Genomic DNA, 26309 nt, shown 5'->3' with positions numbered 1-26309 from the left:
ACGAGGTTAGATAGGCACAAGGTGTAAGCATGGTAACATGTTCAGCTGATGTGTACTAATAGGTCGAGGGCTTATCCATAAAGATGTATAGATCTGGAAGCATTCAGTGTTCGGTTTTGAAGGTACAAGATTTTTTTTGCCTTTTTTGAACAAATAAAGAAAAATATAAAAAACTTATAAATGAATTCTTAAAAGACGGTCAAATGCCCGTCTTTTTCGTTTTTTTATATTTATTTTCAGAAAATTATGCTATACTAAACTAAGATATTCAATACATTCTAAATCGGAATAAAGTATTTTTCTTAATGAATTAATAATCACAATTCAATACACTATTACACGTGAGGTGAGAGAATGGAATCAAAAATCCTGCTTGAAAACGGAACCAACGAGTTAGAAGTCCTTGAATTTAAGATTGATGACCATTGCTATGGTATCAATGTAGCTAAGATCAAGGAAATAATTGTATACCAGGAGGTGACGCCAGTTCCTAATGCTCATCCTAGTATTGAAGGCATATTTATGCCGCGTGATACTATGATCACTGCAATTGATCTTAGAAACTGTCTGCAGAGAGGCGCTTCGAAGCCCGGCGGACTCTTTATTGTTACCAACTTCAACAAACTTGATATTGCTTTCCATGTTGATTCGGTTGTAGGTATTCATAGAGTATCCTGGGCTGACATCATCAAGCCTAATGCTACAATTTCAAAGGCTGAAGAGAGCATTTCTACAGGTATCATCAAGTTTGAGAATCAGCTTATAATCATTCTCGACTTTGAGAAGATCGTATCTGATATAAATCCCAATACGGGACTTAATATGGATGCCCTTTCAGACATCGGAACTCGCCCCAGAAACGAGGTTCCCATTGTTCTTGCAGAGGACTCACAGCTTCTTAATAAGCTTATTGTTGATTCACTCAACAAAGCCGGCTACAACAACGTAAGACATTTCGAAAACGGCAAGCTTGCTTATGATTACATCAAACAGTGTAAGGATAGAGGCGAACTTGATCAGATCAAATGTATCATCACCGATATCGAGATGCCCATCATGGATGGACACAGACTCACCAAGCTTGTTAAAGATGACGATGCTACAAAGAAGATTCCTCTTATCATCTTCTCATCACTTGTAAATGAGGAAATGAGAAGAAAAGGCGAATCTCTTGGAGCTGACAGACAGCTTTCCAAGCCTGAGATCGGAAATCTTGTATCAGTAATCGACGAACTTGTTAATGCATCTGAAGCTGGTTAATAATATCTGACTTTAACTCCCTTTGTTGGCTCAGTTATGAAAACACGTTTTCAGTGACTGTTTCGATAAAGGGAGTATTTTTATGGAGTATAATATTTTTATGGCATGTAATTTAAAAGAGCTCATTGCGGACGCAGACAGGCTGATAATCGGAATAGGCAGTGAGTGGGACTGGGTTAAGAACGGAATAAAAAAAGACGATAGATATAATGAAATATTGGAATTTTGCAGCATAGAAGAAAACAATTGGCTTAGGCCTATAGTTGAATATGAATATGCTTATTACAACACCGATGAGAGGATAGAAGAAGCTTACAAGGGACTTCTTAAGCTAATCGGAGATAAAAAGTTCTTTTTGGTAAGTGATATTGCACTTTGGGATGCGCCAATGTACGGCTTTGATGTTGAAAAATGCGTTTATCCGTGCGGTAATTATATGTTTCTTCAGACGGACAGTGCCGAAGGCGAGCTGTATCCCGCTGATAAAAATCCCGATTTCATGAGTATTGTAGATGAGATTCATAAGATCATTACGCAGCAGAACGGTGTTTTTGATAAAAACATTTCTTTTAAAAAAGCTTTTTTTGAAGGAAATGAGTTATATATTAACCAAAAACGCACTGAATATAGTAAAATTAATTATAACGAAATAGCGTACAAAGAAAGATGGAGTGATTATCTGACGTTTCTTTCGCGAACACTCAATTTTAAGCTTATTATGCTTGAACTTGGAGTCGGGCTTGAATATCCGACAGTTGTGAGACTTCCGTTTGAAAACGTCGTATCGTTAAATAAGAAAGCCCATCTTGTCAGAGTACATGAAAAGCTCTACCAGGCAACACCTGAAATAAAAGACAAAACGGAGTCGATCAAGATGAATTCCGTCGATTATATTTTGCAGGAGAGTAGATGACTATGAAGTCTAACGATGAGGAATATCTCGACAGCTTACTAAACTCAGCACAATCAAATAACAATAATCCTCAATCAGCCCTTAGCAGAATGGCTTCAAAATCTAAGCAAAATACCTCTGATCCGGCACAAGGCGGTGGATCAGGGGATATTGGTGCGCTTATAGATAATTCCACAGGCAACAAGGATATTCAGGAGATTGGAAATCTTCTTAATAAGCTTGATGCGGATGAGGTCATAGATGACGGCATGGCGCAGCTTCTTGATGATATTGCCAAGCCTTCGGATTCTTCGCTTCCTTCTTTTAAGGTAGGAGATGAGCCTTCAGGCGAAGATGTACGTGATCCGGAAGAGATTGCTCTTGATGAAGCGATTGCTGATGCAGAGCGCATGGATGAAAGCATAAAAAACGGAACATATGAAAATTTTGACATAGATCTGACTCAGAAAAAAGAGGAGCAGCCTGAAGCAGCACCTATGCCTATTATAGACGATTCCGAGGAAACCGATTCTTTGCTCGAGATGGCACCGGAGATTTCACTTCCCGATGACAGCGGAGTTGCCGGTGAAAAAGAATCTGATGCTGAGCAGACACCTGAAGAGATTCTTACAGATCTTCTTGATGATATGCCGGGAAACAGTCTTACAGAGGCTACAGAGCCCGGAACAGAGAGCCTTAGCGATGTTCTGGATAAAGAGCAGGAGCAGGAATTTGGCGAAAGTTCAGGAGCCGGAGATCCGATAGAAAGTACCGATGAGATATCCGATCTCGGCGATCTCATGGAGTCTTTTAGTGAAGCAGAAATTCCTTCCGAACCGGAAATCCCTGCCGCAGAGCCGGAAACCTCGGAAGAGGCTGCCGAGACCGCCTCAAGCGGCGTGACACCGGGTATTGCGATCACAGAAGATGCCGAGGTTGTAACGCTCGATAATTCTCTTTTATCAGGCCTTGAGGCGATTTCTGAGGATAACATCAATCTGGACGATCTGGAAGCAAGTCTGGATGAACTTATAGAAACGGATACGGGAAGCAGATCTTCAATTGAGGGTGAGATTGCAGAGCTTGTAAGCGGGGATACACCTGAGCCTGCTCAGAGCGCAGCACCTGCGGCTCCTTCAACGGAATCCTCATCCGACGGAGATATTTCCATCCCCGATCTTGATGCGCTTATGAACAGCCTCGCTAACGATGAGGTTGAATCCATAGAGAATACCGCTCATCTTGATGAAGAGCTGGGAATACCGGAAGAATCCGATATTTCCAAGAATGATATTTTGGGAGCGCTTACTGAGAGTGGCTTTGACGACCTTGGTTCCGATCCCGGGCTTTCCGCACTCGCCGATCTTTCCGATGAAGGAAGCAGTAGCGGCGGCGCAGATATTGGAATTGCTCCGGTTCGTACTTCAAGCAGAGAAAAGAAAGAAGGACTGCTTACCAAGCTATTAAAGACTCTTACAGAGGAAGATGAAGACGTTTCCGCAGGCGGAGAGCTTGCAAGTCTTACCGATGAGAATCAGCAGGTTCTCAATGAGCTTGGAGAAGAAGAGGGCAAGCCCAAGAAAAAGAAAAAAGAGAAAAAGCCCAAGAAAGAAAAGCCTAAGAAGGAGAAGAAGCCTAAGAAGGAAAAACCCCCGAAGCCCAAGAAGGAAAAGAAGCCGAAACCGCCGAAGGAACCCGGTGTTCCCGAGAAGGCTATGGCTCCAAAGAAGATAATCTTGGCGGCACTGTTTGCAGCGAGCCTTGGAATACTTGTCAGTCTTCCCGCTTTTCTGTTACCCGAGAGAATCTCTTCTCAGAGAGCATCGGGCGCGTACATGCACGGGGATTATTCGACTACATATAAGCTTTTGTATGGCAAGAAGCAGACGGCCGAGCAGAGCACAATGTATGAACAGTCCAGGGTTATAGCATGGGCAAACAGATATCTTGAGGGATATGAGAATTACATCGCAATGGACATGAAGAAGGAAGCTCTCGACATGCTTCTTATGGCAAAACGCAATAAGGAAGAATTATTGTTGGAAGCTCAAAAGTTTAATGTTGAAATTCAAGTTCAGAGCGTGTACGATAGTATAGAATCGTTGCTTTCAGAGAACTATGGTCTCTCCGAAGATGAGATTGCGGAGATCAATGCTATCAAAAAAGATAGAGATTATACTATCAAACTTATGGAAATAGTCGGCTTTGACGCGGAGTCTTAAGCCACATGTGATTGCAGAAGGCATCGAAAGAATAATAAGGAGTCAGATGCCTAATGGTTGCAATAATAGACTATGATGCAGGTAATATAAAGAGCGTTGAGAAAGCTTTTGAATATCTTGGAGCGGAAACTGTTGTAACAAGAGACCCCAAGGAAATATACAGAGCCGATCGCGTGGTACTTCCCGGTGTCGGTGCGTTTGCCGACGCCATGAAAAGAATAGATCAATATGGAATCAGAGAGTCGATTCGTGAAATAGTCGATAAAGAGATTCCGTTCTTAGGTATATGCCTGGGACTTCAGCTATTGTTCGAATCCAGTGAGGAACTCGGAGAATCTGAAGGCCTGGGCATTTTGCGTGGAAAAATACAGCAGATTCCCGGAACGGATGATGCCGGCAATACCTATAAGGTGCCTCAGATTGGCTGGAACAGTCTTAAGTTCCCCAGAGAAGGTAAGCTTTTTAAAAACCTTCCGGAAGATCCTTATGTATACTTTGTGCATTCTTATTATCTAAATGCAACGGATAAGAGCATTGTCACTGCTACAACGGATTATTCAGTGACGATTGATGCTTCCGTTGAGAGCGGCAATGTATTTGCCTGCCAGTTCCACCCTGAGAAGAGTGCAGATGTTGGAATGCAGATACTTCAGAACTTTCTTGATGTATAAATGAGGAGAATATATGCTTACAAAGAGAATTATTCCCTGCCTTGATGTCAACAATGGCAGAGTTGTAAAAGGTATAAATTTCGTTAATCTTAAGGACGCAGGTGACCCTGTAAGCGTCGGTGAAGCTTATTCCAAGGCCGGGGCAGATGAGCTGGTGTTCCTTGATATCACGGCTTCCAATGAGAGAAGAGCAACCGTTGCCGATATGGTAAGAGAAGTTGCCAAAAAAGTATTCATTCCCTTTACTGTGGGAGGCGGTATCAGAACTGTTGATGATGTGAGAGCAATCCTTAGAGAAGGCGCTGACAAGGTTTCGATGAACTCCGCAGCAATAGACAGACCTGAGCTTATCGCGGAAGCAGCTGATAAATTCGGAAGTCAGTGCGTTGTAGTTGCTATTGACGCCAAGAAAAGAGCTGACGGAAGCGGATGGAATATCTATAAGCACGGCGGTAGGATCGATGTAGGAATCGACGCGATCGAGTGGGCTAAAAAGGCCGTGGGACTCGGCGCCGGTGAGATACTTCTTACAAGTATGGACTGCGATGGAACCAAGGCAGGCTATGATATAGAGCTTACGAGAAAGATTGCTGAGGCTGTCGACGTACCCGTTATAGCTTCGGGCGGAGCCGGCACTTTGGAGCATTTTTACGATGCACTTACGGAAGGCAAGGCTGATGCGGCTCTTGCGGCTTCTCTTTTTCATTATAAAGAGCTTGAGATTTCCGAAGTCAAAAACTATCTTAAAGGAAAAGGCGTTCCGGTCAGGATCTGACCTTCGCGGTATAAAATATGTCGATGATAACAGGAAGGTGGCTTGATGCTCTTAATGAGGAGTTTAAGAAGCCATATTATAAACAGCTGTATAGCTTTGTAAAAGATGAATACAGTAAAAGCGTTATATATCCGCCTTCGGAGGATATTTTTAATGCGCTGCACCTTACACCTCTTGATAAGGTTAAGGTGCTTGTTCTTGGACAGGATCCCTATCACGAGCCCGGGCAGGCTCACGGACTTTCTTTTTCCGTGCTTCCCGGTAAGGCAGATACGCCGCCTTCGCTTGTAAATATATATAAAGAGCTTTCGGATGACCTTGGGTGCTATGTTCCCAACAACGGCTATCTGAAGAAATGGGCGGATCAGGGAGTACTTCTTTTAAATACGGTTCTGACCGTCAGAGCGCACCAGGCCAACTCTCATAAGGGAAAAGGATGGGAGCAGTTCACAGACGCCATTATTAAGGCCGTAAATGAGCAGGACAGACCTATTGTATATATGCTTTGGGGCAAGCCTGCGCAGATGAAAAAATCCATGTTAAACAATCCCAAACATCTTATATTGGAGGCGCCTCATCCAAGCCCGTTATCGGCTTACAGAGGATTTTTTGGATGCAGGCATTTCAGTAAGTGCAACGAGTTTCTGGTTAATAACGGTTTATCGCCGATTGATTGGCAAATAGAGAATATTTAATACAGGGAGGATATTATGAAAGAACCATTTGTGACCAAGGAAAAAGTAGAGGAGATAGTTAAGAAGATCCCTACACCCTTTCATCTTTATGATGAGAAAGGCATTATAGAGAATGCAAAGGCTGTTTATGAGGCCTTTTCATGGAATAAAGGATTCAAGGAGTATTTTGCGGTTAAGGCCAATCCCAATCCCGTATTACTTGATCTTTTAAGGCAGGAAGGATGTGGATTTGACTGCTCATCCAAGACTGAGCTTTTGCTTAGCGGCGCTGTAGGAGCGCGGGGACATGAGATCATGTTCTCATCAAACGATACACCCGCAGAGGAATTTGTTCTTGCAGATAAGCTTGGCGCCATCATCAATCTTGATGATTTCACACACATTGATTTCCTTGAGAAGTCAATCGGTAAGATTCCCGAGACTATCTCATGCAGATATAATCCCGGCGGAGTTTTCCAGATGAGTAACGGTATCATGGATAACCCAGGAGATGCCAAGTACGGACTTACAACTGAGCAGATCTATGAGGCATTTAAGATCCTTAAGGAAAAAGGTGCCAAGAGATTCGGTATCCACGCCTTCCTTGCAAGTAATACAGTAACCAACGAGTATTATCCCAAGCTTGCAGGCCAGCTCTTTGAACTTGCGGTTGACCTTCAGAAGAAGACAGGTGCCAAGATCGCATTCATTAACCTTTCTGGCGGCGTAGGAATTCCTTATCAGCCCGATCAGGAAGGTAATGATATCTATGCTATCGGACAGGGCGTAAAAGAGCAGTATGAGAAGATTCTTGTTCCTGCGGGAATGGACGATGTTGCCATCTATACAGAGATGGGAAGATTTATGATGGGCCCTTACGGCGCGCTTGTGACCAAGGCTATTCACGAGAAGCACACATACAAGGAGTACATCGGTGTGGACGCATGTGCGGTTAACCTTATGAGACCCGCTATGTACGGTGCTTATCACCACATTACGGTTCTGGGAAAAGAGAATGCTCCATGCGATCATGTATATGACGTTACAGGTTCACTTTGCGAGAACAACGATAAGTTTGCTATAGACAGAAAACTTCCCGAGATTGAAAAAGGAGATTATCTCTTTATCCACGATACGGGAGCTCACGGATATTCAATGGGTTATAATTATAACGGTAAGCTTAAGAGCGCAGAGGTTCTTCTTAAAGAGGACGGAAGCTTCAAGCTTATCAGAAGAGCAGAGAAACCCATGGACTATTTTGCTACATTTGATTGCCTCAACGTATATCCTAAAATTTGCAAGATTGTTGAAGAGAACTAAATTGTATGAAGGAACAGATTGAAGAATTTGTAGAATACCTTAAAGGTGTAAAGAAGACTTCAACCAACACGATAATATCTTATAGACGAGACCTTGAGAGGATGGCCGGTTATATGGAAGGAAGAGGGATAACATCCGTTTCCGACATTACCGGTGATCGCCTTATGGACTACGCCGCAAGTCTTCGAGAGGAGAATTTTGCGGCTTCGTCTATAATAAGACATAATACTTCAATGAAGGCTTTCTTCAGATACATGGTGGAAAACGGCAACATTATGGATGATCCTGCTGTTGTCCTTAAAAGTCCAAAGGCGGAGAGCACCAAACCAAGGATATTAACTGAAGGCGAGGTTCAGGCTCTTTTATCCCAGAACTTTCCGGACAGTGCCAAGGGCATAAGAGATAAGGCTATCCTTGAACTACTGTACGCTACCGGGCTTAAAGCGGGAGAGCTTGTAGGACTTGAATTATCTGAAGTTGACCTTAGTATCGGCTGCCTTAGACTCAAGAAGGGAAAAGAGAAATCTTCAGACCGCCTTATCCCCTTTGGAAAGATGGCAAAGGATGCACTTATGAAGTATCTTTTGGATGCCAGAAAAGAACTTTTCTCAGACGGTGAGCCGGAAGGGGAGACCAAGGTCTTTCTTAACTGCGACGGAAAACCCATGAGTCGCCAGGGGCTTTGGAAGCTTATAAAAAGCTATGTCAAAAAAGCCGGCGTCAATTCAGACATAACTCCCTACGCGCTAAGACATTCTTTTGCAGCCCATCTTGTGGAAAATGGGGCAGATATATCAGCTATTCAGGATATGATGGGATTTCACGAAAGTAATAAATTAAGCAAATACCTTGATAAAGATGATAAAACCATAGACCCCTATAAATGGGCAAGAATACGATAATACGCAGGGGTGATTGACCAAAAGAAAAAACAGGAAAACGTCGATTTCTATGAGTAACACGAAATGAGACGTTTTCCTGTTTTTGATTTAAAAGTAGATCGCCATGGGGCGTTATACAAGATCTGTCATCTCAAGGAGAAGGCGCTCTGTATCCTCCCATCCAAGGCATGGATCTGTGATGGACTTACCGTATACGCCATCGCCGATCTTCTGGCAGCCTTCCTCAATGTAACTTTCAATCATGACACCCTTAACAAGCTTCTTGATCTCTGGATTGTGATTTCTTGAGTGAAGAACCTCTTTCACAATACGGATCTGCTCCTTGAACTGCTTGTTGGAGTTGTTGTGGTTGGCATCAATGATAGCTGCGGGATTTACAATGTTGCGCTCCTCATAAAGAGAAAGAAGCAAACTGAGATCCTCGTAGTGATAGTTCGGAATTGACTGACCATGCTTGTTGCTGGATCCTCTAAGTACGCAGTGCGCAAGAGGATTACCGTTGGTCCTAACCTCATAGCCTCTGTATACGAAAGAGTGAGACTGCTGAGCAGCGTATACTGAGTTAAGCATTACGCTGAAGGTTCCGCTTGTGGGATTCTTCATTCCTGCGGGAACGTCAAAACCACTGGCTGTCATACGATGTTCCTGATCCTCAACTGAACGCGCACCTATAGCAACGTAGGAGAGAATATCAGCCATGTAGCCCCAGTTCTCGGGATAGAGCATCTCATCCGCAGCGGTAAGACCTGATTCTTCGATAGCTCTTATCTGCATGTGTCTCATGGCAATGAGACCTGCGCGGAAATCTGTCTTTCCTTCGGGATCGGGCTGAGAAGTGATTCCCTTGTAGCCGTCACCTGTTGTACGAGGCTTGTTGGTATATATTCTGGGAATAAGGATAAGTCTGTCCTTAACCTTGTCGTTTATTTTGCCGAGTCTTGAAACATAATCGCAAACGGCATCCTCATTGTCTGCAGAGCAAGGGCCTACAACAACAAGAAATTTATCGCTTTTTCCCGTAAACACGTCTGAGATCATTGCATCTCTTTCTTTTTTAAGAACTGCAAGCTGATCGGGTAAAGGAATCTCATCCCTTATCTCATCGGGTGTGGGAAGCTTTTGTATATATTCAAAAGACATTAATAAATTACCTCCGTATAAAACATTCGAATTACACTATAACACTTTAAACTGTAAAAGTAAACTAATTTTTATAAACTTTGTTATTCCTTGCATTTTTCACAGATATAGTGATATTCTTTATCGTTTAGTCCGTATAAATATGCAATCTTATGATCTATGTTGTCAGCAATAGAAGTGCTTACGGAGGACTTATTGCTATCCGATCTTGCATCTTTTATTGAACTTATAAGCTCTTTGGCAAGCTCTGTGATCTCTTCAATAGTTTTTGCATCGCATACGGGGATCGGAAGAGCCTCGATAGCAGAGCGAAGTACTTTCATATTCTTAAAAGAGTTTTTGTAATAATAGCTTATTACGGGCGAATTAAGTACGCAGAGTATGTATAGCGCAGTGTATTTTGGCACCTTCGGTATCATGATATTTGCACTGTTTAAAGAAAGTAATCCGGTGTCGTCGTAAGCAAATACGGGTCTGCTGCTGATGAAACGGTACAGAAGTTTTTCTTTTGCCCTGTAATAACACTCGTCCGCGCATTGCTGGAATTCATCCGGGTTATATACTATGTACGATGCCGGGGCGGAAACCACGTAAGAGCTTATATTACTTCCTTTTGCTATTGGTTCGAACCCCTTTGAGCAAACATCCGACAACAGCTTTTTATTGTTTCCCGTTACGATCCCGAGTGCAAAATCTGCCTTATCTTTTAACGTAAAGTGTTTTGAACTCTCTATTTTCTTTATCAGCTCGTAGTCTTTACTTCCGCATAAAATATGAAAAGAGCTTTCTGATAATCTGTCTGATGTAGCTTTGAAATCATCGATCTTGGATAGTCCTGCTTTTCTTTTGTAAAAAGAAATATTTATATCTTCATGATTAGCGACTGCGGAGGCTTTACCGGCGGCACCTTTTTTGACAGTCAAAATAATACACGGACACTGAACCTTGTCGAAAATATCTCCAAGGTAAGAAATGCCTGTGACACAGCCTTTTGACAGGATCTCTTTTCTTATAGAAAGATACATATCAGATCCGAGAAGTGTCTCGGGAAGAAGATATGTAAGCGTACCGTTATCTTTTAATACAGACAGGCCCTTTTCTATAAAAAGAGAAAATGATTCGGGCCTTGCGTTTGCCGAAAGAAAAGGAAAAAATCTTTTTAATCTCTTTATGTCGGACGAGCTAAAAGAGTAGCCCCACGGCGGATTTCCGAGGATTACGTCAAAACCGCTTTTTGGAGAAAACGGCTTGTCGCCGGCTCTTTTGCCTGCAGTTTCAGATGTAAGGAAGTCCATTTCCTTAATGTTATTCATAAGAATATTCGCGCTTTCCTTGGACTTAAGGCCGTATTTGAGCGCGAGATTTATCCTTACTATGCATACGGAAATCTTATCGATGTCGCAGCCATAGATATTTTCTATAGGTATGTTTTTGGGAAGTCTTATAAGAAAATTTCCGCTTCCGCAGGCGGGATCGAGAATCTTGGCGTTATTGGGAGATATCTCTTTTAACTTTGAAAGACAGGTGTCGACCGCGTAAAAAGGAGTATAATATGCCCCTTTTGATTTTTTGTCACGGAGTCTTCGAAGCGAGATGTAGAGCATTCCCAGAGTATCTTCGCCCTCTATATATGATAGAGGATATTCGTTTAACACAGAACCAAGGTTCAAGATCTTTTTTAGGTGATCAGTTACAGCGCTTTCAAAGTCCGCGTCTGTAGCGTGGTCATCTCTTTTGATTGGGAGAAGATCATAGATCAGCTGTTTGTAATAATCCGACCTTACGCCGTTACGATTAAGCATAGTAAGGGCATAGAAGGTAATAAGGTCGGCTATGTCTATGCCTCGTTCGCTATGCATAATATAAGAGATAAGCTTCTTGATATGTTTGTAATTAGGGGATTTCTTGTCTATATAGGACTTTGGGATAAAGTTCTTTTCGGATAAGCTCTTGTTTCTCCTACTTTGTAAAAGAGAAGATGAACCAAGGGAATTTTTGGCTTTTTTGACATCAGACAAAGAGAGAGTATATCTTTCTCCCTCTTTTTGACCGGACAGCTTACCGAGTTTGACCCAGTTTGCAACCGTGGCTCTTGATATTCCGAGTATTTCTGCGGCTTCTTTTGAAGTTATGATTATGTCTTTGTCCTTTTTGCCCATAGAATAATTATCATGGTTTTGAATTCTTTTTTCAAGAAGAAAGGTTTATTATGGTATAATGCCATTGTTTATTGATAATATGATTATAAAAGGAAAAGGTTAGAGATATGATGAAAAAGAATTTATTAAATAAAGTAAGTGCCACTGTTTTGGCCGGTATGATGTTGTGCTCGATTGCAGGATGCGGGGAAGAGGTCGATGCGGGAACTGCAGAGACAAGCCAAGAGGTGTTAACTTTGCAGGAAGTTAGTGAAGATGCCGGAAGCGCAGCGACATCGGATGATGCCGGTAAAACTGCAACATCAGTCGATACGGAGAGTTCGGATGATCCTTATATCAATAAGGTTTTGTCTGTGGCCGGAAATGTTGCTATGGATGTGCAGGAGACGCTTGTTGATGACTTTGACGGAGACGGAGATAAAGAGGCTTTTGTTTTTCTTGGCGGAGAAGTTGAAGATGTTCTCGGAAGCAACGGAAGTTTATGGTTTGTAAGCGATGATTCATGCGAGCAGGTTTTTGAACAAAAGAATATAGCCGTGAATGAAAAGGGATCTGTATTTGAGCCATTGACGGTTGAAAATATGAAATTTGTTAAGCTGACGGAAGCTTATGTATCGGAAGCATATTCGAAAATATTCTATGTGAAAGACGGAAAATGCGAAGAATCTCGTATATCCGGAACCGGTTACGTATATACCGACGAAAAGATTGATGGTTTTTCGGTTTCTCACCCTGCCTATGATATGCGTGTTGAATATGAGATCGGTGCAGATGAGAGTGAGAAGATGGTTACGGGACATACATGGAAGAATTACTACGCTTACTTTGATAAAGATAAGCAGGATTTTTGCTACTATGATGCCCATACCATTACCGAGGAAGAGCTTGCTTCAATATGCGGCATGGATCTTGCCACAGAGATACGAAATGAAGGTTTCCAAGTAGACGATATCTACAGAGTTGATAACGGAGTAGTGATCGTAAACTACAGTAAAAAAACACAAGACGGTAATACTGTTTCAATAGAATATCATAATGCCTCATTTTATGAGAAGAACAAACAGTTTCTTGACTTTGGCACAGATGGTGACAAGCCGTGGCAGAAGTCGGATCAGGGAGGAATCTATTCTTTTTAATATAAGGAGCTAGGTATGGACAGAACGAAAACGATAGTAAGAACCGGAATAATAGGAATTGTAGCAAATCTCATATTATCGGCATTTAAGGCATTTGTGGGAATATTTTCCAATTCCGTTGCGATCACGATGGATGCGGTAAATAACTTAAGCGATGCGATGTCATCGATCATTACGATAATAGGAGCGAAGCTCTCGGCAAAAGAGCCCGATAAGAAGCATCCTTTCGGATACGGCAGAATAGAGTACATGTCAGCTGTTGTTATCGGTGTTATCATTCTCTACGCCGGAATTACATCGCTTATCGAGTCTGTTAAAAAGATAATTCATCCCGAAGTACCCGATTACGGCGTTCCTGCTCTTATAATAGTTGCGACGGCTATAGTGGTTAAGATCGCACTCGGCTTATTTACCAAGAAGACCGGTGAGAAAGTTGATTCGGATTCACTCGTTGCATCGGGTAAGGATGCACTTAATGATTCGATCATATCAACCGCAACACTTGCCGCAGCAATAATCTTTATCACTACAGGACTTAGTATCGAGGCTTACATCGGTGTGATCATTGCTTTCATCATTATTAAGACAGGCTACGAGACACTTAAGGATACGATCAGTGAACTGCTTGGTGAGAGAATAACTCATGAGATGTCAAAAGAGATCAAGCATGTGATCAGAAGTGTTGACGGTGTAAAAGGAGTGTATGATCTTGTTGTACATAACTACGGTTCCGAAAGCCTTATGGGCTCGGCGCATATCGAAGTTGATGATACCATGAACGCGGTTCAGATCGACCGTATAGAGCGCGAGATCGCTAAGAAAGTCTTCATTGAAAAAGGTATCAGCATGACGGGACTATCTATTTATTCATCAAATACCAATGATGAAGCGGCAAAGGAAGCTCACTTAAAGATACGTGAGCTGATCAAGGATTATCCCGATGTGCTTTCTACACACGGTTTTTATATGAACTCTGAGACAAAAGAAATCCGTTTTGATCTTGTACTTAACATCGAAGCCAAAAATAAATTTGAAACATATGCAGCTGTTCTTAAGAGAGCAAGAGAGCTGTATCCTGACTATGATGTTGATATCCAGATTGATTACAATTTCTCGGACTGATCATATATACACTCATATCTACACAAATAAAAAAGCATGGCTTGGAATTATCTCTAAGCCATGCTTATTATTTTGATCAAATAATCTTATGCTTCCGAAGCCAGAAGATTTCTAAATTCTGTCGATGCAAGGGGCTTTGAGAAATAGAAGCCCTGGATCTCATCGCATCCAGCGTTCTTAAGAAGGAAATACTGCTTGGAGTTCTCGACACCTTCGGCGATTACCGTGAGGTTGAGAAGCTTGGCAATCTCAAGAATGCATCCGAGTAAGTTCTTACCCTTGTTGTTCTCTGTGATATCTTTGATAAATCCAATATCGAGTTTAAGTGCATCGAGTGGAAGATTGGTTAGCATGTTGATTGATGAATAGCCCTTACCGAAGTCATCCATCTCAACCATAAAGCCTTCTCTCTGAAGCTCTTTTACAACAGAAACAATCTGTTCAACATTATCTGTATAAGCGGTCTCAGTGATCTCAAGATGAAGATCGCCGGTCTCAATATCGTAATCCTTAATGAGCTGCTTGAGGTAATCTATAATGTCGGGATCGAAGATATCAACTCGTGATACGTTGACGGATACAGGAATTGAATATCCAAGTTCGTCCTTCCATCTGCGGATCTGTGCCGCAGCCTTGCGCCATACATATCTGTCGAGCTGTCTGATAAGACCGTTCTCTTCAAATAAAGGAATGAAGAAATCAGGCTTAACAAGACCGAATTCCGGATGCTTCCAACGGATCAAAACCTCAGCGCTCGTAAGCTTGGGAAGATTACCGTGCACGTTGTACTTAGGCTGAAAAGCAAGAGAGAACTGATTCTCAGCAAAAGCAGAGCCAATGCTGTCCAGCAGCCTTGCCTCAAACATCTCTTTTTCATGCATCTTGGAATCGTAGATCTCGTAACAGGTAGCGTGCCCCTTAGTGATGGAATTGCAAGCTTGCATTGCTCTGTCAAAGCGCTGCTCAATGGTTGCATCCTTGAAGAGATCGGGGTATATACCGATCCTGACGCGAATGTCAGGGGTCTTCATCATATGTGCAAGTTTATCAGATACCTGATGTATCAAAAATTCGTAGCTCTTCTGATGCTTGATGTACATGTAGAATTTATCAGCATCATATCTGCAGGCGATGCCCCCGTGTTCCTTGGCAGTCTCGGATACGCAATCCGCTATTGCACAAAGGACTTTATCTCCAAACTTTCTTCCGTATAACTCATTGATAAGGTGGAATTTATTGTAATTAAGAACTATAGCATCAACGCCCTCGAGAGGGTGCTTCCTATCAAAGTCTTTAGCTAGTAAGAAAAATTGTTCCTTGGAACATAAACCGGTCAAAGGGTCTACAGCCGGAGCTTTAATGATATCGTGATAAGTATTCAAACCGAGGCTAACTGAATCTGAGGATCGTGGCGATACGTTCATAGAGTTATTCTCCTCGCTTCCTTCCCTATTAAGTAATGCATTTAAGCTAGCTTCATTATACATTTAAATATCCCAAAAAACATAAAGTTCGCAAAAAAATCACAAAATAATCATATTTAGCCACAGAATGAGCTATAATCTATATTAACGACACTTTATTTAGGGAAAAATTTGACATGAAAAAGAAACCTTACGGCGGAATTATCAGTATTCAGCACTATCTTTTAGAGCAGTACGGTAAGATGGGCACCATGATAAAAAGAGGGCGTCCTCTTACCATCAATACGCAATCAATGGAAACAATAAGCGGAAGACGTACCAGAAACTGCTCTGTTGTGGCGGTTGCGAGGGTAGTAGATTACTACAGACAAAAAAATGAAATTAAGAATATTCCGAGTGAAATAAATATCATATACAAAAAAGTCGAAGAGATAGCGGAAAGCTATTGCTACAGCGACAGACGAGGAACGATACCTTTTTTTATCTCGGGAATATCTAGAGAAGCATTTAAACAGTACGGAATTAAGACGAAGTGCAAAGGCCATTACATTTTCAGTTTTGACAGGCACATCAAAAAAGAGATAGACAGTGGAAGACCTGTAATCATGAACATAGCAAGGGGCTTTTATAAGGATCACACGATCGTAGTCGCAGGCTACAGTATATGGAAGGTTAACGGGAAAGAGTATCCGATGCTTCAAGTGGTAGACGGTTGGAAGAGCGGTTTTCACTATCTCGATTATGAAGCATTTGCAAAAGATATAACGCAGTCCATATTCGGTTCATTTAATACAATTTATTTAAAATAGGCTAAATTAGCAGCGTGAGGGCAAGGACTTGAAGAAAAAGGCGGTTTTAGCGTTAGGAATATCTGCAATTCTCATCGCGGCACTCGCTTTGGGAATTTCCACACATATGCATAGGAAGCAAAAGTTCGTCAATCCCGCAAGAAGAGACGGAGAGGTGACGGTTGTTGATGTCCCGGAAGACGACCAGCTTTCGCTTGTTTCAGGCGAAGCGGACTCGGGGGACGATGTTAGCGATTCTCTTTCTGAAGAAGAGCAGGGAAGCGGTGATAGCGGTTCGCTTTCTGAAAATCAGTCTGCCAAAGAGATAGCAGATGGTTTGCAGTCCGATGACATATGCGTCATAAATGAAGCCCTGACCGTATCGGATACCGGAAAAACGGCTTTTTTTGATAATGAGGATTTTAAAGACGTAATTCCCGTCGATCATGAATATCTTTTGACCACGCCTCTTCCAAGTAAATACGATGCAAGAAATGACAACGGAAAATGCTACGTGACGGAAATAGAAGACCAGGGATATTCCTATCTTTGCTGGGCTTACGCCGCGCTTGCTGCCGTTGAAAGCGATATTCTTAAAAACCATGAAGACATATCCTATAAGAATCTTGACCTGTCAGAGAAGCATCTTGCGTATTACAACGTGCATAAAACGGATGGTTCAACGGGAGGGTATATTGACGACGATTACAGGGAACTCGTAAATCCCGATAATGAAAAGAATGCATGGATATTTGATTATGATACCGGATATGTTGCTGTAGGCGGCGTTACGGATTATTGCATAAGTCTTCTGACATCATGGAAAGGGCCTGTTTACGAGAAGGGAAATGATGCTTTTAACAGCATTTACGGAAGTGATTACTTATTTAAGGACAACAAGGAAAAGCCCTCCGATGCATATAAAGCCGATTTCCATGTTCAGGGCGTAAGCCAGGTTAAAGGTGATATCTCAAATAACGAACTTATAAAAAGAATGATCCTTACCCACGGAGCAGTTACGGCGGGCGTAAATTCGGATGAGAAATTCTGGAAAAACTCCCATGCGTCATTATATTCTTTTTTCGAGAATAAAAAGATCCCGACAGCCGATCACGAAATATCGATAATCGGATGGGACGATGAGTATGCACCCGATAACTTCAGCTCCAGACCTTTCGGAAAAGGCGCATGGCTTTGTAAGAACAGTTGGGGCGAGACCGCCGGAAACAAAGGTTATTTCTACCTTTCATATTATGACGACACCTTGGAGATTGACAGTATCTCTGCATACTCGGTCGCAGCCGAGGGAGACGATGACTATTACGACAACAATTATCAGGTCGCCGGATTTCTGACCAACATAGAGAGTGCTCTCAACGATTCAATGAATACCGTTTTTGCATATTCAGGCACCCAAAAGCCCTATGCGGTAATGTATAAGGCACAGGAAGAAAGAGAACTCCTAAAAGCAATCGGATTTATGAGTATAGATTGCTATGGGCAATATGATGTCGAGATTTATAAAGATGCAGACGTTAAAGACGGGAAGATAGAGCTTGATATGTTAAAAGATCCTGTGTGTTCGCAGAAGATATCTTCAATAAGCGCGGGATTTCACACCTTTACTCTTGATAAAGAGATAGAGCTGGAAAAAGGAGAGGAATTCCTTGTTGTAATTAAGCCCGCTCATGAGGAACGACTTGTATTTGAAGCCGCTGCGGACAATGTGAGTCCCAAGAATTATGATGAGTGGAAGAACCTCACGGGAAGCTTTGCAAATAACTATTCGGCAAGCGGAAACAGCTATTATCTTTCGGAAGACGGTGAGAGTCTTGAGTGCCAGAACAACAAAGACTTTTTCATAAAAGCTTACACGAATTTTGTAGAACAAATGTTTGAAAACACTGATGAAATGTGATATATTGTGTTTAGAAAAATAGAAAGGCACAATATATATGGCAAAGAACGATAACGAATTAGATCAGATAAGTACAACAGATAAGTTAAAGGCTTTCAAAGCTCTTAAAGACGCAGGACTTCGCGTAGAGATGAGCGGAAGCGGTGTTCCCACCGTTATTTGCGAAAGCGCGGAGCAGATTACAAAAGATACCAAGAACGTACGTAAGATCCTCAAAGAGATCAGATATAACGGAAGCTTTGGAGTAAGAGCCCCCAGAAAGACGGATTCCATCGTGACGGAAGAAACCGTTGAGAGCGTACAGATGACAGCTTAATCTTCGAAAATACCTCAGCAAGTGCTCTACAAAAAGAAAACGCACCTATCGGTTAGGTGCGGAATTTTGGGAGGAGGGGTCGACCGGTGGGGAGCCAATCGACCCGGTATGAAAAAAGTTTTGTTGGGGGAGTCAGAAGTTTTCACTTCTGATAGTATTATATTAAGTAATAGATTTGTACAAAGTATGGACAAATTATAAATTAAGCATAAAGTAAATCGAAATAATAAATAACTTACAAACGAAATATAGTATAATTTTATCAGAATAACAAACCAAAAAATGTTTGCGAGGATTAGGTATGGACAGTAATGTGGCTAGAAACGCGGGGTTGATTCTTAGCCCACTTACAACAGGAGATTGTGCTGCAGCTGCTGCAAGAGCGGCTGCGGCTTGTTTGCTTTTCAGAATCGACTACGAATTCGTGACGATCAAGCATCAAGGCGGTAATTCACGAACTATTTCCGTTTACAAGGTAGAAGATGACTGCGATGAGAACCATGCGCACTTCTATGCCATCATGGAGGGCGGAGCAGCTCCGGATATAAGAGAGCGCGCCGAGATCCATGTTGATGTTTCCAAGATAACGGATTTTCGTAAAGTTGATGACAGTGTACATATCGATACAAGATACGGCAATCTTTTCATTAAGGGCGGAGAAGGCATCGGCATTGCTTTTGACGGTGTTCCGGGTATTAAAAGAGGCGAAGCTCTTATTGAAAAAGAAGCAAGGAATATGATCTTTGATTCCGTTGCCAATGTATGTGAAACTGCGGACGGAGCACAGCTTCTTCTTATTACGGTAAGCTGTCCCGAGGGAATGATGATAGCTGCCAAGCAGACAGTCGGACAGAGCGCTTTTGCGGGCGGAATTACCATTATGGGTGAATGCGGAACGGTATCGCAGGTTCATCAAAGAGATATCGTGGGTTCCATTGAGAATCAGATAGAGAAACAGATGGCGATGGGAGTTAACAACCTGATCATTTCTCCCGGTAATTATTGCGCCGACGACGTTTACAGAAACCTTCATGTGTCTCTTAATACTTCGATATATTGCTTCAATTTCCCCGGATTTGCGATTGACGCTGCCGTTAATGCGGGAATAGAGAGCATATTGCTTGTAGGAAATGCAGGTAAGCTTGTTAAGCTTGCTGCGGGAATTATGAATACCAATTCCTATGCTTCAGACGGAAGAAGAGAGATATTTGCGGCTCACACAGCCATTGTTGGCGGAACCTCAAGCCAGGTAAGAACTGTAATGGCGTGCGTTACCGTTGACGAGATATTGTCGCTTCTTGATACCTGGGGACTCAGAGACAGAGTCATGGTCAGTATCATGAACGAGATTGACAGAGCTGTCGAAAATAGGTGCCATGGCAAGCTGAAGTTCGGTGTAGCGCTGTTTTCTGAGGCGTTTGGACTTCTCGGCACGACCAAGAATACCAGAAATGTGATAATCAAAGTTTCTCAAGATCAATACGCATTGTCACTCAAGTTAAAATAAGGTATTCTATATATACATTTTTAAACTAGATTATTTAGGAGATTCATCAAGATGAGTAAGATTATTTTGACCGGAGATCGCCCTACAGGTAAGCTCCATGTAGGACATTACGTAGGCTCTTTAAGGAGAAGAGTGGAGCTTCAGAATTCCGGCGAGTTCGATAAGATTTTTATTATGATCGCCGATGCACAGGCTCTTACAGATAATGCAGACAACCCGGAGAAGGTTCGTCAGAATATCATTGAGGTAGCGCTGGATTATCTTGCGGCAGGCCTTGATCCTGCCAAGTCTACACTCTTTATTCAATCACAGATTCCTGAACTGACAGAGCTGTCATTCTACTACATGAATCTCGTTACTGTATCAAGACTTCAGAGAAATCCTACAGTTAAGACCGAACTTCAAATGAGAAACTTCGGAACAAGTATCCCTGTAGGATTCTTTACATATCCTATCAGCCAGGCTGCAGATATCACTGCTTTTAAGGCTACGACCGTTCCTGTCGGAGAAGACCAGGAGCCCATGCTTGAGCAGTGCAAAGAGATCGTTAGAAAGTTTAATTCAGTTTATGGTGAAGCGCTTGTTGAACCACAGATTCTGCTTCCCGATAATGCTGCATGCTTAAGACTTCCCGGAATAGACGGCAAGGCCAAGATGAGTAAGTCACTCGGCAACTGCATCTATTTGTCCGAGGAACCCGATTCCATCAAGAAGAAGGTCATGAGCATGTTCACAGATCCCAATCATTTGAGAGTAGAGGATCCCGGTGAAGTAGAGGGCAATCCTGTATTCATCTATCTTGACGCGTTTGCAAGGGATGAGCATTTTGCTGAATTTGCTCCCGAATATACATGTCTTCAGGAGATGAAGGATCATTACAAGAGAGGCGGCCTTGGAGACGTTAAGGTCAAGAAGTTCCTCAACAGCGTACTTCAGGCAGAGCTTGAACCTATCAGAACCAGAAGAAAGGAATTCCAGAAGGATATTCCTTATGTATACGAAGTCCTCAGAAAGGGCAGCGAAGTAGCCAAGGAAGTTGCTGCACAGACTCTTTCCGATGTTAAGAATGCAATGAAGATCAATTATTTCGACGATAAAGAACTTATAGCTATGCAATCCGCAAAGTATGAGGAGATGTCAGAATAATGAAAAAAATCCTGTTTGTGGCTTCAGAAGGAGTGCCTTTTATCAAAACGGGAGGACTTGCCGATGTAGTGGGCTCCCTTCCCAAAGAGATTGATAAGAGATACTTTGACGTTCGTGTCATTTTACCTTTGTACAAATGCATCAGCCAGCAAATGAAAGATAAGATGGAATATATCTCTAACTTCTACATGGATTTCCATTGGAAGAATGAGTATGTAGGTATCTTCAAGGCTGAAGTTGACGGCATTAAGTACTATTTTATTGACAATGAGTTCTATTTTAACGGAATGAAGCCCTACGGGGATGACACAGTATTTGAGATTGAGAAGTTTGCCTTTTTCTCAAAGGCAGCTCTTTCGATACTTCCCGTCATCGATTTCAGACCCGACATCATACATTGCCATGATTGGCAGACCGGACTTGTTCCCGTTTATCTCAAAGAGAGATTCCAGGGAAATGAGTTCTTTAGAGGCATCAAGGCCATTATGACTATCCACAATCTTAAGTTCCAGGGAAAATGGGATATTAAGACTGTAAGAGATATCACGGGGCTTCCCGATTTCTATTTTACATCCGACAAACTCGGACTCTTTAAGGATGCAGATCTTTTAAAGGGCGGTATTGTCTATTCCGACGCTGTCACAACAGTTAGTGTTGCTTATGCTGAGGAGATTAAGACCGAGTTTTACGGAGAAGACCTTGACGGACTCCTTAGAGCCAGAGCGGGCGATCTTCGAGGTATCGTCAACGGTATTGATTACGATGAGTTCAATCCCGAGACCGATGAGTATATTCCATACAAGTACAATGCGATCAACTTCCGTAAGGAGAAGATCAAGAATAAAAGAGCTCTTCAGAAGGAGCTCGGACTTAAAGAAGACGATAAGTGCATGATGATCGGTATTGTTTCAAGACTTACCGACCAGAAGGGCTTTGATCTTATCAATTGTATCCTCGATGAACTTTGTCAGGATGCGATCCAGCTTGTTGTTCTCGGTACCGGTGAAGAGCAGTACGAGAATTCCTTCCGCCACTTTGACTGGAAGTACAACGACAAGGTTTCCGCCAATATCTATTATTCGGAACCTATGTCACACAAGATATATGCCGCATCCGATGTATTCCTGATGCCATCACTCTTTGAGCCCTGCGGACTTTCACAGCTCATGGCACTCAGATACGGAACGATTCCTATCGTAAGGCAGACAGGCGGACTTATCGATACCGTTGAGCCATATAACAAGTACGAAGGAACCGGAACCGGTTTTGGATTCCTTAATTACAACGCACACGAGATGCTTGATACCATTCGTCAGGCCGAGCACGTATTCTATGACAAGAAGCGCGAATGGAACAAGATGATCGACAGAGCCATGGCCGTTGATTTCTCCTGGAGGGTTTCAGCCGAGAAATATCAGGAAATGTACGACTGGCTTGTCGGATAATCTTATTTGTGATAATAATTGAATATAGACGTTTATAATTAAGACACTTTTCCGGGGGCAAGGGGAAAGTGTCTTTTGTAGCTATTATAAGATTATAAGCAGATTATGAGGGCGTTCCCATATGCGCATTAAGAGCGAATCTTCGGTCATTCGTAAGACCATAATATTCATAGTGATTCAGAGCATACTTATAGCTGCTGTTTTTGGAGTATACGTCAACAATTCGTACAGAAACATCAGAAGTTCGCAGGTTTCTTCGGCTGAGAATCTTGTTGAGGTGTATGGGCGTGAGCTTGATAATAAGATACAGTACGCCGACATGCTCCTTGAGCAGATGATCTACAAAAATGACAATTACAGCATGCTTAAGAGCGGCAAGGAATCCGATAGATACTACGCCTCCGTCAGGTTAAAAGAGATGATGGAAGAGGCGGTATCGGCCAATCAGAACAAAGTTACTTTTGTTATCGCGGAGAGTACTTACAATACTTGTCTTGATTATTCCAACACAACAATAAGCTATAAAGACAGGGATTATCTGAGATCTTTTACCATGGAAAAAGCGTCTCTGGGTCGTGCGAAAGCCGACTGGAAGATTGAAAAGATAGGAGATGCATCATACCTGTACAAGATCTACGTATGGCAAAATGAGGCTGCGGCCGTATATATTTCCATGAAAAGTTTTTTGGGAACAGGTAATACAGGCGACCTCTCAGAGATGGCGCTTGTGCTGTACGAACCGGAAAGCAAGGTGATCTGGGGGATATTCGGTGAAAAGCCGGGTGACGTCAAAGAGGGAGATAAACTTGTTGATATCACTGAATTTGCCCCAAGGGGAAAAGAGTATGTGCTTGGCGCTGAGAACTACCGTATAAGAGCTTACGCAAAAGAAACCTTCAGTTTTAAATTCCTTCAGTTGGATGTATGGGCGATGCTGGCGATCATCCTGATCCTTTTTGCATATACGATGTTCATGATAAGACACCTCAGAAAGAGCATCATAAGACCTGTCGGTAAGCTTCAGAGAGACATGGAAAAGATCCAGCTCGGAGACTATGAGCTTAGAATATCCGATGAATTCGGAAGCAAAGAATTTAATCTTTTAAAAAACACGTTCAACAAGCTTATGGATGAGATCATGGGACTTAAGATCAAGTCCTATGAGAAGCAGATAACACTTCAGGAAACCGAGCTTAAAGCGGTCAAACTGCAGATAAGACCTCACTTTTTCCTAAATGCGATGACTACGATATCAAGTCTTTCGCAGCAGGGCAAAAACGAGGAAATAAGGCGTTACATAGACTCTTTATCCAAGAATATCAGATATATGTTCAGATCGGGACTTCATACGGTGACGCTTGATGAAGAGATAAGGCACGTCGAGAACTATTTTGAAATGCAGGAGCTTAAATATCCGGGCTGCGTCTTTTTCTACATTGATGCAGCGGATGACGTAAGAGACTGGAACATCCCGCAGATGCTCATTCATACGGTGATCGAGAATGAGTACAAGTACGCCGTCGACATCAACTCGATGCTGACGATCCTTATCAAGGCAGAACCGGTAAAAAGAGACAACGAGGAAATGCTCAGGATAGAGATAGAGGACGACGGAAGTGGATATCCCGAAAATATTCTTGATGACTTCAACAACGGTTCGTCAACAACACCTAAGGACGGAAGCAGAGTCGGACTCTTTAGCATCAAGAGAATTCTTGAAATCATGTATGAAAGAAACGATCTTTTTGAGATCAGCAATATCGAGCCGCACGGCTGCAAGAATACGATGTATATTCCGAAAACGCCCAAACACGAAGTGGACGAACACAGCAAGATAAACATAGATTGAGGAGTATTATGAGAGTGCTTATTGTTGATGATGACATCGCAACCGTTGATGTCATCAGGGATACCGTGGATTGGACATCCCTTGACGTGGAAGATGTGTTCACTGCCTACAATATCAAAGAAGCCAAGAAGATCCTTACGGATGAGCCAATCGATATTGTTATCAGTGACATTGAGATGCCTAAGGGAAGCGGTATTGAGCTTTTAAAATGGTATAGGGAACAGGAACTTGACGGAGAGTTCCTCTTTTTGACGTGCCATGAAAGCTTCGATTATGCAACAAGTGCCATGAAGCTCCATGTTTTCGAGTATCTCCTTAAGCCTTTTGATGTTCATGTCATGGAAGCGACGCTCCGCAAGATGATCGGAGATCTTTTGGATAAAAGAAATATCAAAGAAACCAGCGAGCTTGGGAAATGGGCCAAAAAGAATACTTCAAGGCTCTACAATAATTTCTGGATGGATATACTCACTTCCAAGATCGCGCCGAGTGCTTCGGATATAGAAAAAGAGATAGCTTCAAGGCGACTTGATGTTGACCCGAAAGGCTTATACAGACTTGTTGTATCCAGGCTTTCCGGTATTGAGAAAGACAGGGAGATCATAAGTATAAGTCTCATTCTTTTTATACTCGAAAACATCCACATGGAAGTTCTTTTGGGTGATCCGCAGGCAAATTTCGCCACCGGCTTTGAAGTTGGAGGAGAAGTATTTATTGTTTCGATCGTTCCCGTGGATGAAGGAAAAGAAGAGCAGTCCAAAAAAGATATATTGGAAAAATCCAATGTTCTTCTTACGCAGCAAAAGAAGATATTATTCTCAGAGATGACAACCTGCATCGGAAGAAGCGTTCACATGCATGAGTTTTACGATGCATATCAGAAAATAAAGGGTATTATTCAAAAGAACGTATCCTACTACGGAACGGCTTTTTGCGAGGAGGATGTGGCTAATAATCGCAGCTCATTGGGAATAAACCTTGATTCTTCAAAGCTCGAAGCTCTGCTTTCATCGAATAATAAGATGGAGTTTATGAGCATTATAAAAACCTGCTTAAACGAGACCTCCAAGGGCAATGCTCTTACCGATGATGCCCTGAACAGGCTTGTAAAAGAGATCCAGCAGATCGTATATACATATCTTGGCAAAAAACAGATCGGAGCTATCGGGCTTATTGAGGACGAAAACCTTGGTAAGCTTGAAAAGAATGCGACAAAATCTGTTATCGACATGATAAAGTGGGTGGGCTATCTACTCGATGCCACATTTGAGTACGAGAAAAAAATTCTGAAAAGCTTCACTATTTGTGATAAAATAAATACGTATATTCGTCAACATTATAAGGAACACATCGGTCGAAATGAGATAGCGGAGGAGTTTTTCCTTGCTCCCGAGTATCTTTCCAAGGTCTATAAGAAAGAAACCGGTATCTCGATCAATGAAGCTATAGCCGCTTGCAGGGTAGAACAGGCCAAGCTCCTGCTTGACAGGGGGGAGAGAGTCAGCGACGTCGCAGAAAAGGTGGGGTTTGACAACTTTACCTATTTTTCCACTACATTCAAAAAGCTTGAAGGGGTATCACCGACAAAATATAAGAAAAAATAACCGGAAATATGGTAAGGCGTTTTTTTGAAAATTAATATC

General features: G+C 42.3%; 21 protein-coding genes. 18 read left to right on the top strand and 3 right to left on the bottom strand.

What is annotated here, in order from left to right; all coding sequences use genetic code 11:
• The first annotated feature begins 354 nt into the window (after positions 1-354).
• The 8 genes from D6853_RS05320 (at position 355) to D6853_RS05285 (ending at position 8716) form a co-directional block, all read left to right on the top strand.
• Positions 355-1260 carry a chemotaxis protein gene (locus D6853_RS05320; RefSeq protein ID WP_120656986.1) on the top strand — a complete coding sequence of 302 codons (906 nt, stop codon included), beginning with the start codon at positions 355-357 and terminating at the stop codon, positions 1258-1260.
• Between the two features lie 82 nt (positions 1261-1342).
• Positions 1343-2173, top strand: coding sequence for a hypothetical protein (locus D6853_RS05315; RefSeq protein WP_120656985.1), 831 nt, complete (start codon positions 1343-1345; stop codon positions 2171-2173).
• The gene (locus D6853_RS05310; protein ID WP_147367706.1) at positions 2170-4374 is read left to right on the top strand and encodes a hypothetical protein; all 2205 of its coding nucleotides are present in this window, start codon (positions 2170-2172) and stop codon (positions 4372-4374) included. The genes D6853_RS05315 and D6853_RS05310 overlap by 4 nt, the downstream gene beginning before the upstream one ends.
• A 53-nt stretch (positions 4375-4427) precedes the next feature.
• On the top strand, positions 4428-5045 hold the full coding sequence (gene hisH, locus D6853_RS05305; protein WP_120656983.1) for an imidazole glycerol phosphate synthase subunit HisH: 618 nt from the start codon (positions 4428-4430) through the stop codon (positions 5043-5045).
• Between the two features lie 13 nt (positions 5046-5058).
• The gene (hisF, locus tag D6853_RS05300) at positions 5059-5820 is read left to right on the top strand and encodes an imidazole glycerol phosphate synthase subunit HisF (protein ID WP_120656982.1); all 762 of its coding nucleotides are present in this window, start codon (positions 5059-5061) and stop codon (positions 5818-5820) included.
• A gap of 17 nt (positions 5821-5837) precedes the next feature.
• Positions 5838-6515, top strand: a complete 678-nt coding sequence (locus D6853_RS05295) for a uracil-DNA glycosylase (RefSeq protein WP_120656981.1) — start codon at positions 5838-5840, stop codon at positions 6513-6515.
• Positions 6516-6527: 12 nt separating this feature from the next.
• Entirely contained in the window at positions 6528-7814 is a 1287-nt protein-coding gene (locus D6853_RS05290; RefSeq protein ID WP_120656980.1) for a diaminopimelate decarboxylase, read from the top strand.
• A 5-nt stretch (positions 7815-7819) separates the two neighbouring features.
• Positions 7820-8716 (top strand): tyrosine-type recombinase/integrase, encoded by an 897-nt coding sequence (locus D6853_RS05285; protein ID WP_120656979.1) that lies wholly within the window; start codon positions 7820-7822, stop codon positions 8714-8716.
• Between the two features lie 111 nt (positions 8717-8827).
• Here the strand turns inward: D6853_RS05285 and D6853_RS05280 are convergent, their stop codons facing one another.
• Positions 8828-9856, bottom strand: a complete 1029-nt coding sequence (locus tag D6853_RS05280; protein ID WP_120656978.1) for a 3-deoxy-7-phosphoheptulonate synthase — start codon at positions 9854-9856, stop codon at positions 8828-8830.
• 83 nt (positions 9857-9939) lie between these two features.
• Positions 9940-12015 (bottom strand): TaqI-like C-terminal specificity domain-containing protein, encoded by a 2076-nt coding sequence (locus tag D6853_RS05275; protein ID WP_120656977.1) that lies wholly within the window; start codon positions 12013-12015, stop codon positions 9940-9942.
• 107 nt (positions 12016-12122) lie between these two features.
• Here D6853_RS05275 and D6853_RS05270 point away from each other — a divergent pair, with 107 nt between their 5' ends.
• Together D6853_RS05270 and D6853_RS05265 are read left to right on the top strand one after the other, a co-directional pair.
• Positions 12123-13151 (top strand): hypothetical protein, encoded by a 1029-nt coding sequence (locus D6853_RS05270; protein WP_120656976.1) that lies wholly within the window; start codon positions 12123-12125, stop codon positions 13149-13151.
• 15 nt (positions 13152-13166) lie between these two features.
• A complete protein-coding gene (locus tag D6853_RS05265) occupies positions 13167-14273 on the top strand; it encodes a cation diffusion facilitator family transporter (protein WP_120656975.1) in 1107 nt (368 codons plus the stop codon).
• 86 nt (positions 14274-14359) lie between these two features.
• Here D6853_RS05265 and D6853_RS05260 read toward each other — a convergent pair whose 3' ends face one another.
• A complete protein-coding gene (locus D6853_RS05260) occupies positions 14360-15697 on the bottom strand; it encodes a putative bifunctional diguanylate cyclase/phosphodiesterase (protein WP_158588667.1) in 1338 nt (445 codons plus the stop codon).
• Between the two features lie 176 nt (positions 15698-15873).
• Here D6853_RS05260 and D6853_RS05255 point away from each other — a divergent pair, with 176 nt between their 5' ends.
• From D6853_RS05255 to D6853_RS05220, 8 genes are all read left to right on the top strand, one after another.
• Positions 15874-16506, top strand: coding sequence for a C39 family peptidase (locus tag D6853_RS05255; protein WP_120656973.1), 633 nt, complete (start codon positions 15874-15876; stop codon positions 16504-16506).
• A gap of 28 nt (positions 16507-16534) precedes the next feature.
• Complete coding sequence (locus tag D6853_RS05250; RefSeq protein ID WP_120656972.1) at positions 16535-18403, top strand: C1 family peptidase; 1869 nt, start codon at positions 16535-16537, stop codon at positions 18401-18403.
• A gap of 37 nt (positions 18404-18440) precedes the next feature.
• On the top strand, positions 18441-18719 hold the full coding sequence (locus D6853_RS05245) for a hypothetical protein (RefSeq protein ID WP_120656971.1): 279 nt from the start codon (positions 18441-18443) through the stop codon (positions 18717-18719).
• A 301-nt stretch (positions 18720-19020) separates the two neighbouring features.
• The gene (gene cbiD / locus D6853_RS05240; protein WP_120656970.1) at positions 19021-20226 is read left to right on the top strand and encodes a cobalt-precorrin-5B (C(1))-methyltransferase CbiD; all 1206 of its coding nucleotides are present in this window, start codon (positions 19021-19023) and stop codon (positions 20224-20226) included.
• Positions 20227-20277: 51 nt separating this feature from the next.
• Entirely contained in the window at positions 20278-21372 is a 1095-nt protein-coding gene (gene trpS, locus D6853_RS05235) for a tryptophan--tRNA ligase (protein WP_092248797.1), read from the top strand.
• Positions 21372-22817: a glycogen synthase GlgA gene (glgA, locus tag D6853_RS05230; RefSeq protein WP_120656969.1), complete on the top strand. Its 1446-nt coding sequence runs from the start codon at positions 21372-21374 to the stop codon at positions 22815-22817. Before trpS ends, glgA begins: the two co-directional genes overlap by 1 nt.
• Positions 22818-22938: 121 nt before the next feature.
• A complete protein-coding gene (locus tag D6853_RS05225; RefSeq protein WP_120656968.1) occupies positions 22939-24666 on the top strand; it encodes a sensor histidine kinase in 1728 nt (575 codons plus the stop codon).
• 8 nt (positions 24667-24674) lie between these two features.
• Positions 24675-26270: a response regulator transcription factor gene (locus tag D6853_RS05220; RefSeq protein ID WP_120656967.1), complete on the top strand. Its 1596-nt coding sequence runs from the start codon at positions 24675-24677 to the stop codon at positions 26268-26270.
• The last annotated feature ends 39 nt before the right edge of the window (positions 26271-26309 follow it).

The organism is Butyrivibrio sp. X503, from assembly GCF_003625475.1.
Lineage (GTDB): Bacteria > Bacillota > Clostridia > Lachnospirales > Lachnospiraceae > Butyrivibrio.
Note: the sequence above shows the minus strand (reverse complement) of the source record. Positions and strands in the feature narration are given on the sequence as shown.

Bases quoted from the DNA above. Each gene is read 5' to 3' on its own strand.
- D6853_RS05220 (WP_120656967.1), top strand. From the start codon at position 24,675: ATGAGAGTGCTTATTGTTGATGATGACATCGCAACCGTTGATGTCATC.
- D6853_RS05280 (WP_120656978.1), bottom strand. From the start codon at position 9,856: ATGTCTTTTGAATATATACAAAAGCTTCCCACACCCGATGAGATAAGG.
- D6853_RS05265 (WP_120656975.1), top strand. From the start codon at position 13,167: ATGGACAGAACGAAAACGATAGTAAGAACCGGAATAATAGGAATTGTA.
- D6853_RS05260 (WP_158588667.1), bottom strand. From the start codon at position 15,697: ATGAACGTATCGCCACGATCCTCAGATTCAGTTAGCCTCGGTTTGAAT.
- hisF (WP_120656982.1), top strand. From the start codon at position 5,059: ATGCTTACAAAGAGAATTATTCCCTGCCTTGATGTCAACAATGGCAGA.
- D6853_RS05295 (WP_120656981.1), top strand. From the start codon at position 5,838: ATGTCGATGATAACAGGAAGGTGGCTTGATGCTCTTAATGAGGAGTTT.
- D6853_RS05255 (WP_120656973.1), top strand. From the start codon at position 15,874: ATGAAAAAGAAACCTTACGGCGGAATTATCAGTATTCAGCACTATCTT.
- hisH (WP_120656983.1), top strand. From the start codon at position 4,428: ATGGTTGCAATAATAGACTATGATGCAGGTAATATAAAGAGCGTTGAG.
- glgA (WP_120656969.1), top strand. From the start codon at position 21,372: ATGAAAAAAATCCTGTTTGTGGCTTCAGAAGGAGTGCCTTTTATCAAA.
- D6853_RS05310 (WP_147367706.1), top strand. From the start codon at position 2,170: ATGACTATGAAGTCTAACGATGAGGAATATCTCGACAGCTTACTAAAC.
- D6853_RS05225 (WP_120656968.1), top strand. From the start codon at position 22,939: ATGCGCATTAAGAGCGAATCTTCGGTCATTCGTAAGACCATAATATTC.
- D6853_RS05270 (WP_120656976.1), top strand. From the start codon at position 12,123: ATGATGAAAAAGAATTTATTAAATAAAGTAAGTGCCACTGTTTTGGCC.
- D6853_RS05285 (WP_120656979.1), top strand. From the start codon at position 7,820: ATGAAGGAACAGATTGAAGAATTTGTAGAATACCTTAAAGGTGTAAAG.
- trpS (WP_092248797.1), top strand. From the start codon at position 20,278: ATGAGTAAGATTATTTTGACCGGAGATCGCCCTACAGGTAAGCTCCAT.
- cbiD (WP_120656970.1), top strand. From the start codon at position 19,021: ATGGACAGTAATGTGGCTAGAAACGCGGGGTTGATTCTTAGCCCACTT.
- D6853_RS05315 (WP_120656985.1), top strand. From the start codon at position 1,343: ATGGAGTATAATATTTTTATGGCATGTAATTTAAAAGAGCTCATTGCG.
- D6853_RS05275 (WP_120656977.1), bottom strand. From the start codon at position 12,015: ATGGGCAAAAAGGACAAAGACATAATCATAACTTCAAAAGAAGCCGCA.
- D6853_RS05245 (WP_120656971.1), top strand. From the start codon at position 18,441: ATGGCAAAGAACGATAACGAATTAGATCAGATAAGTACAACAGATAAG.
- D6853_RS05320 (WP_120656986.1), top strand. From the start codon at position 355: ATGGAATCAAAAATCCTGCTTGAAAACGGAACCAACGAGTTAGAAGTC.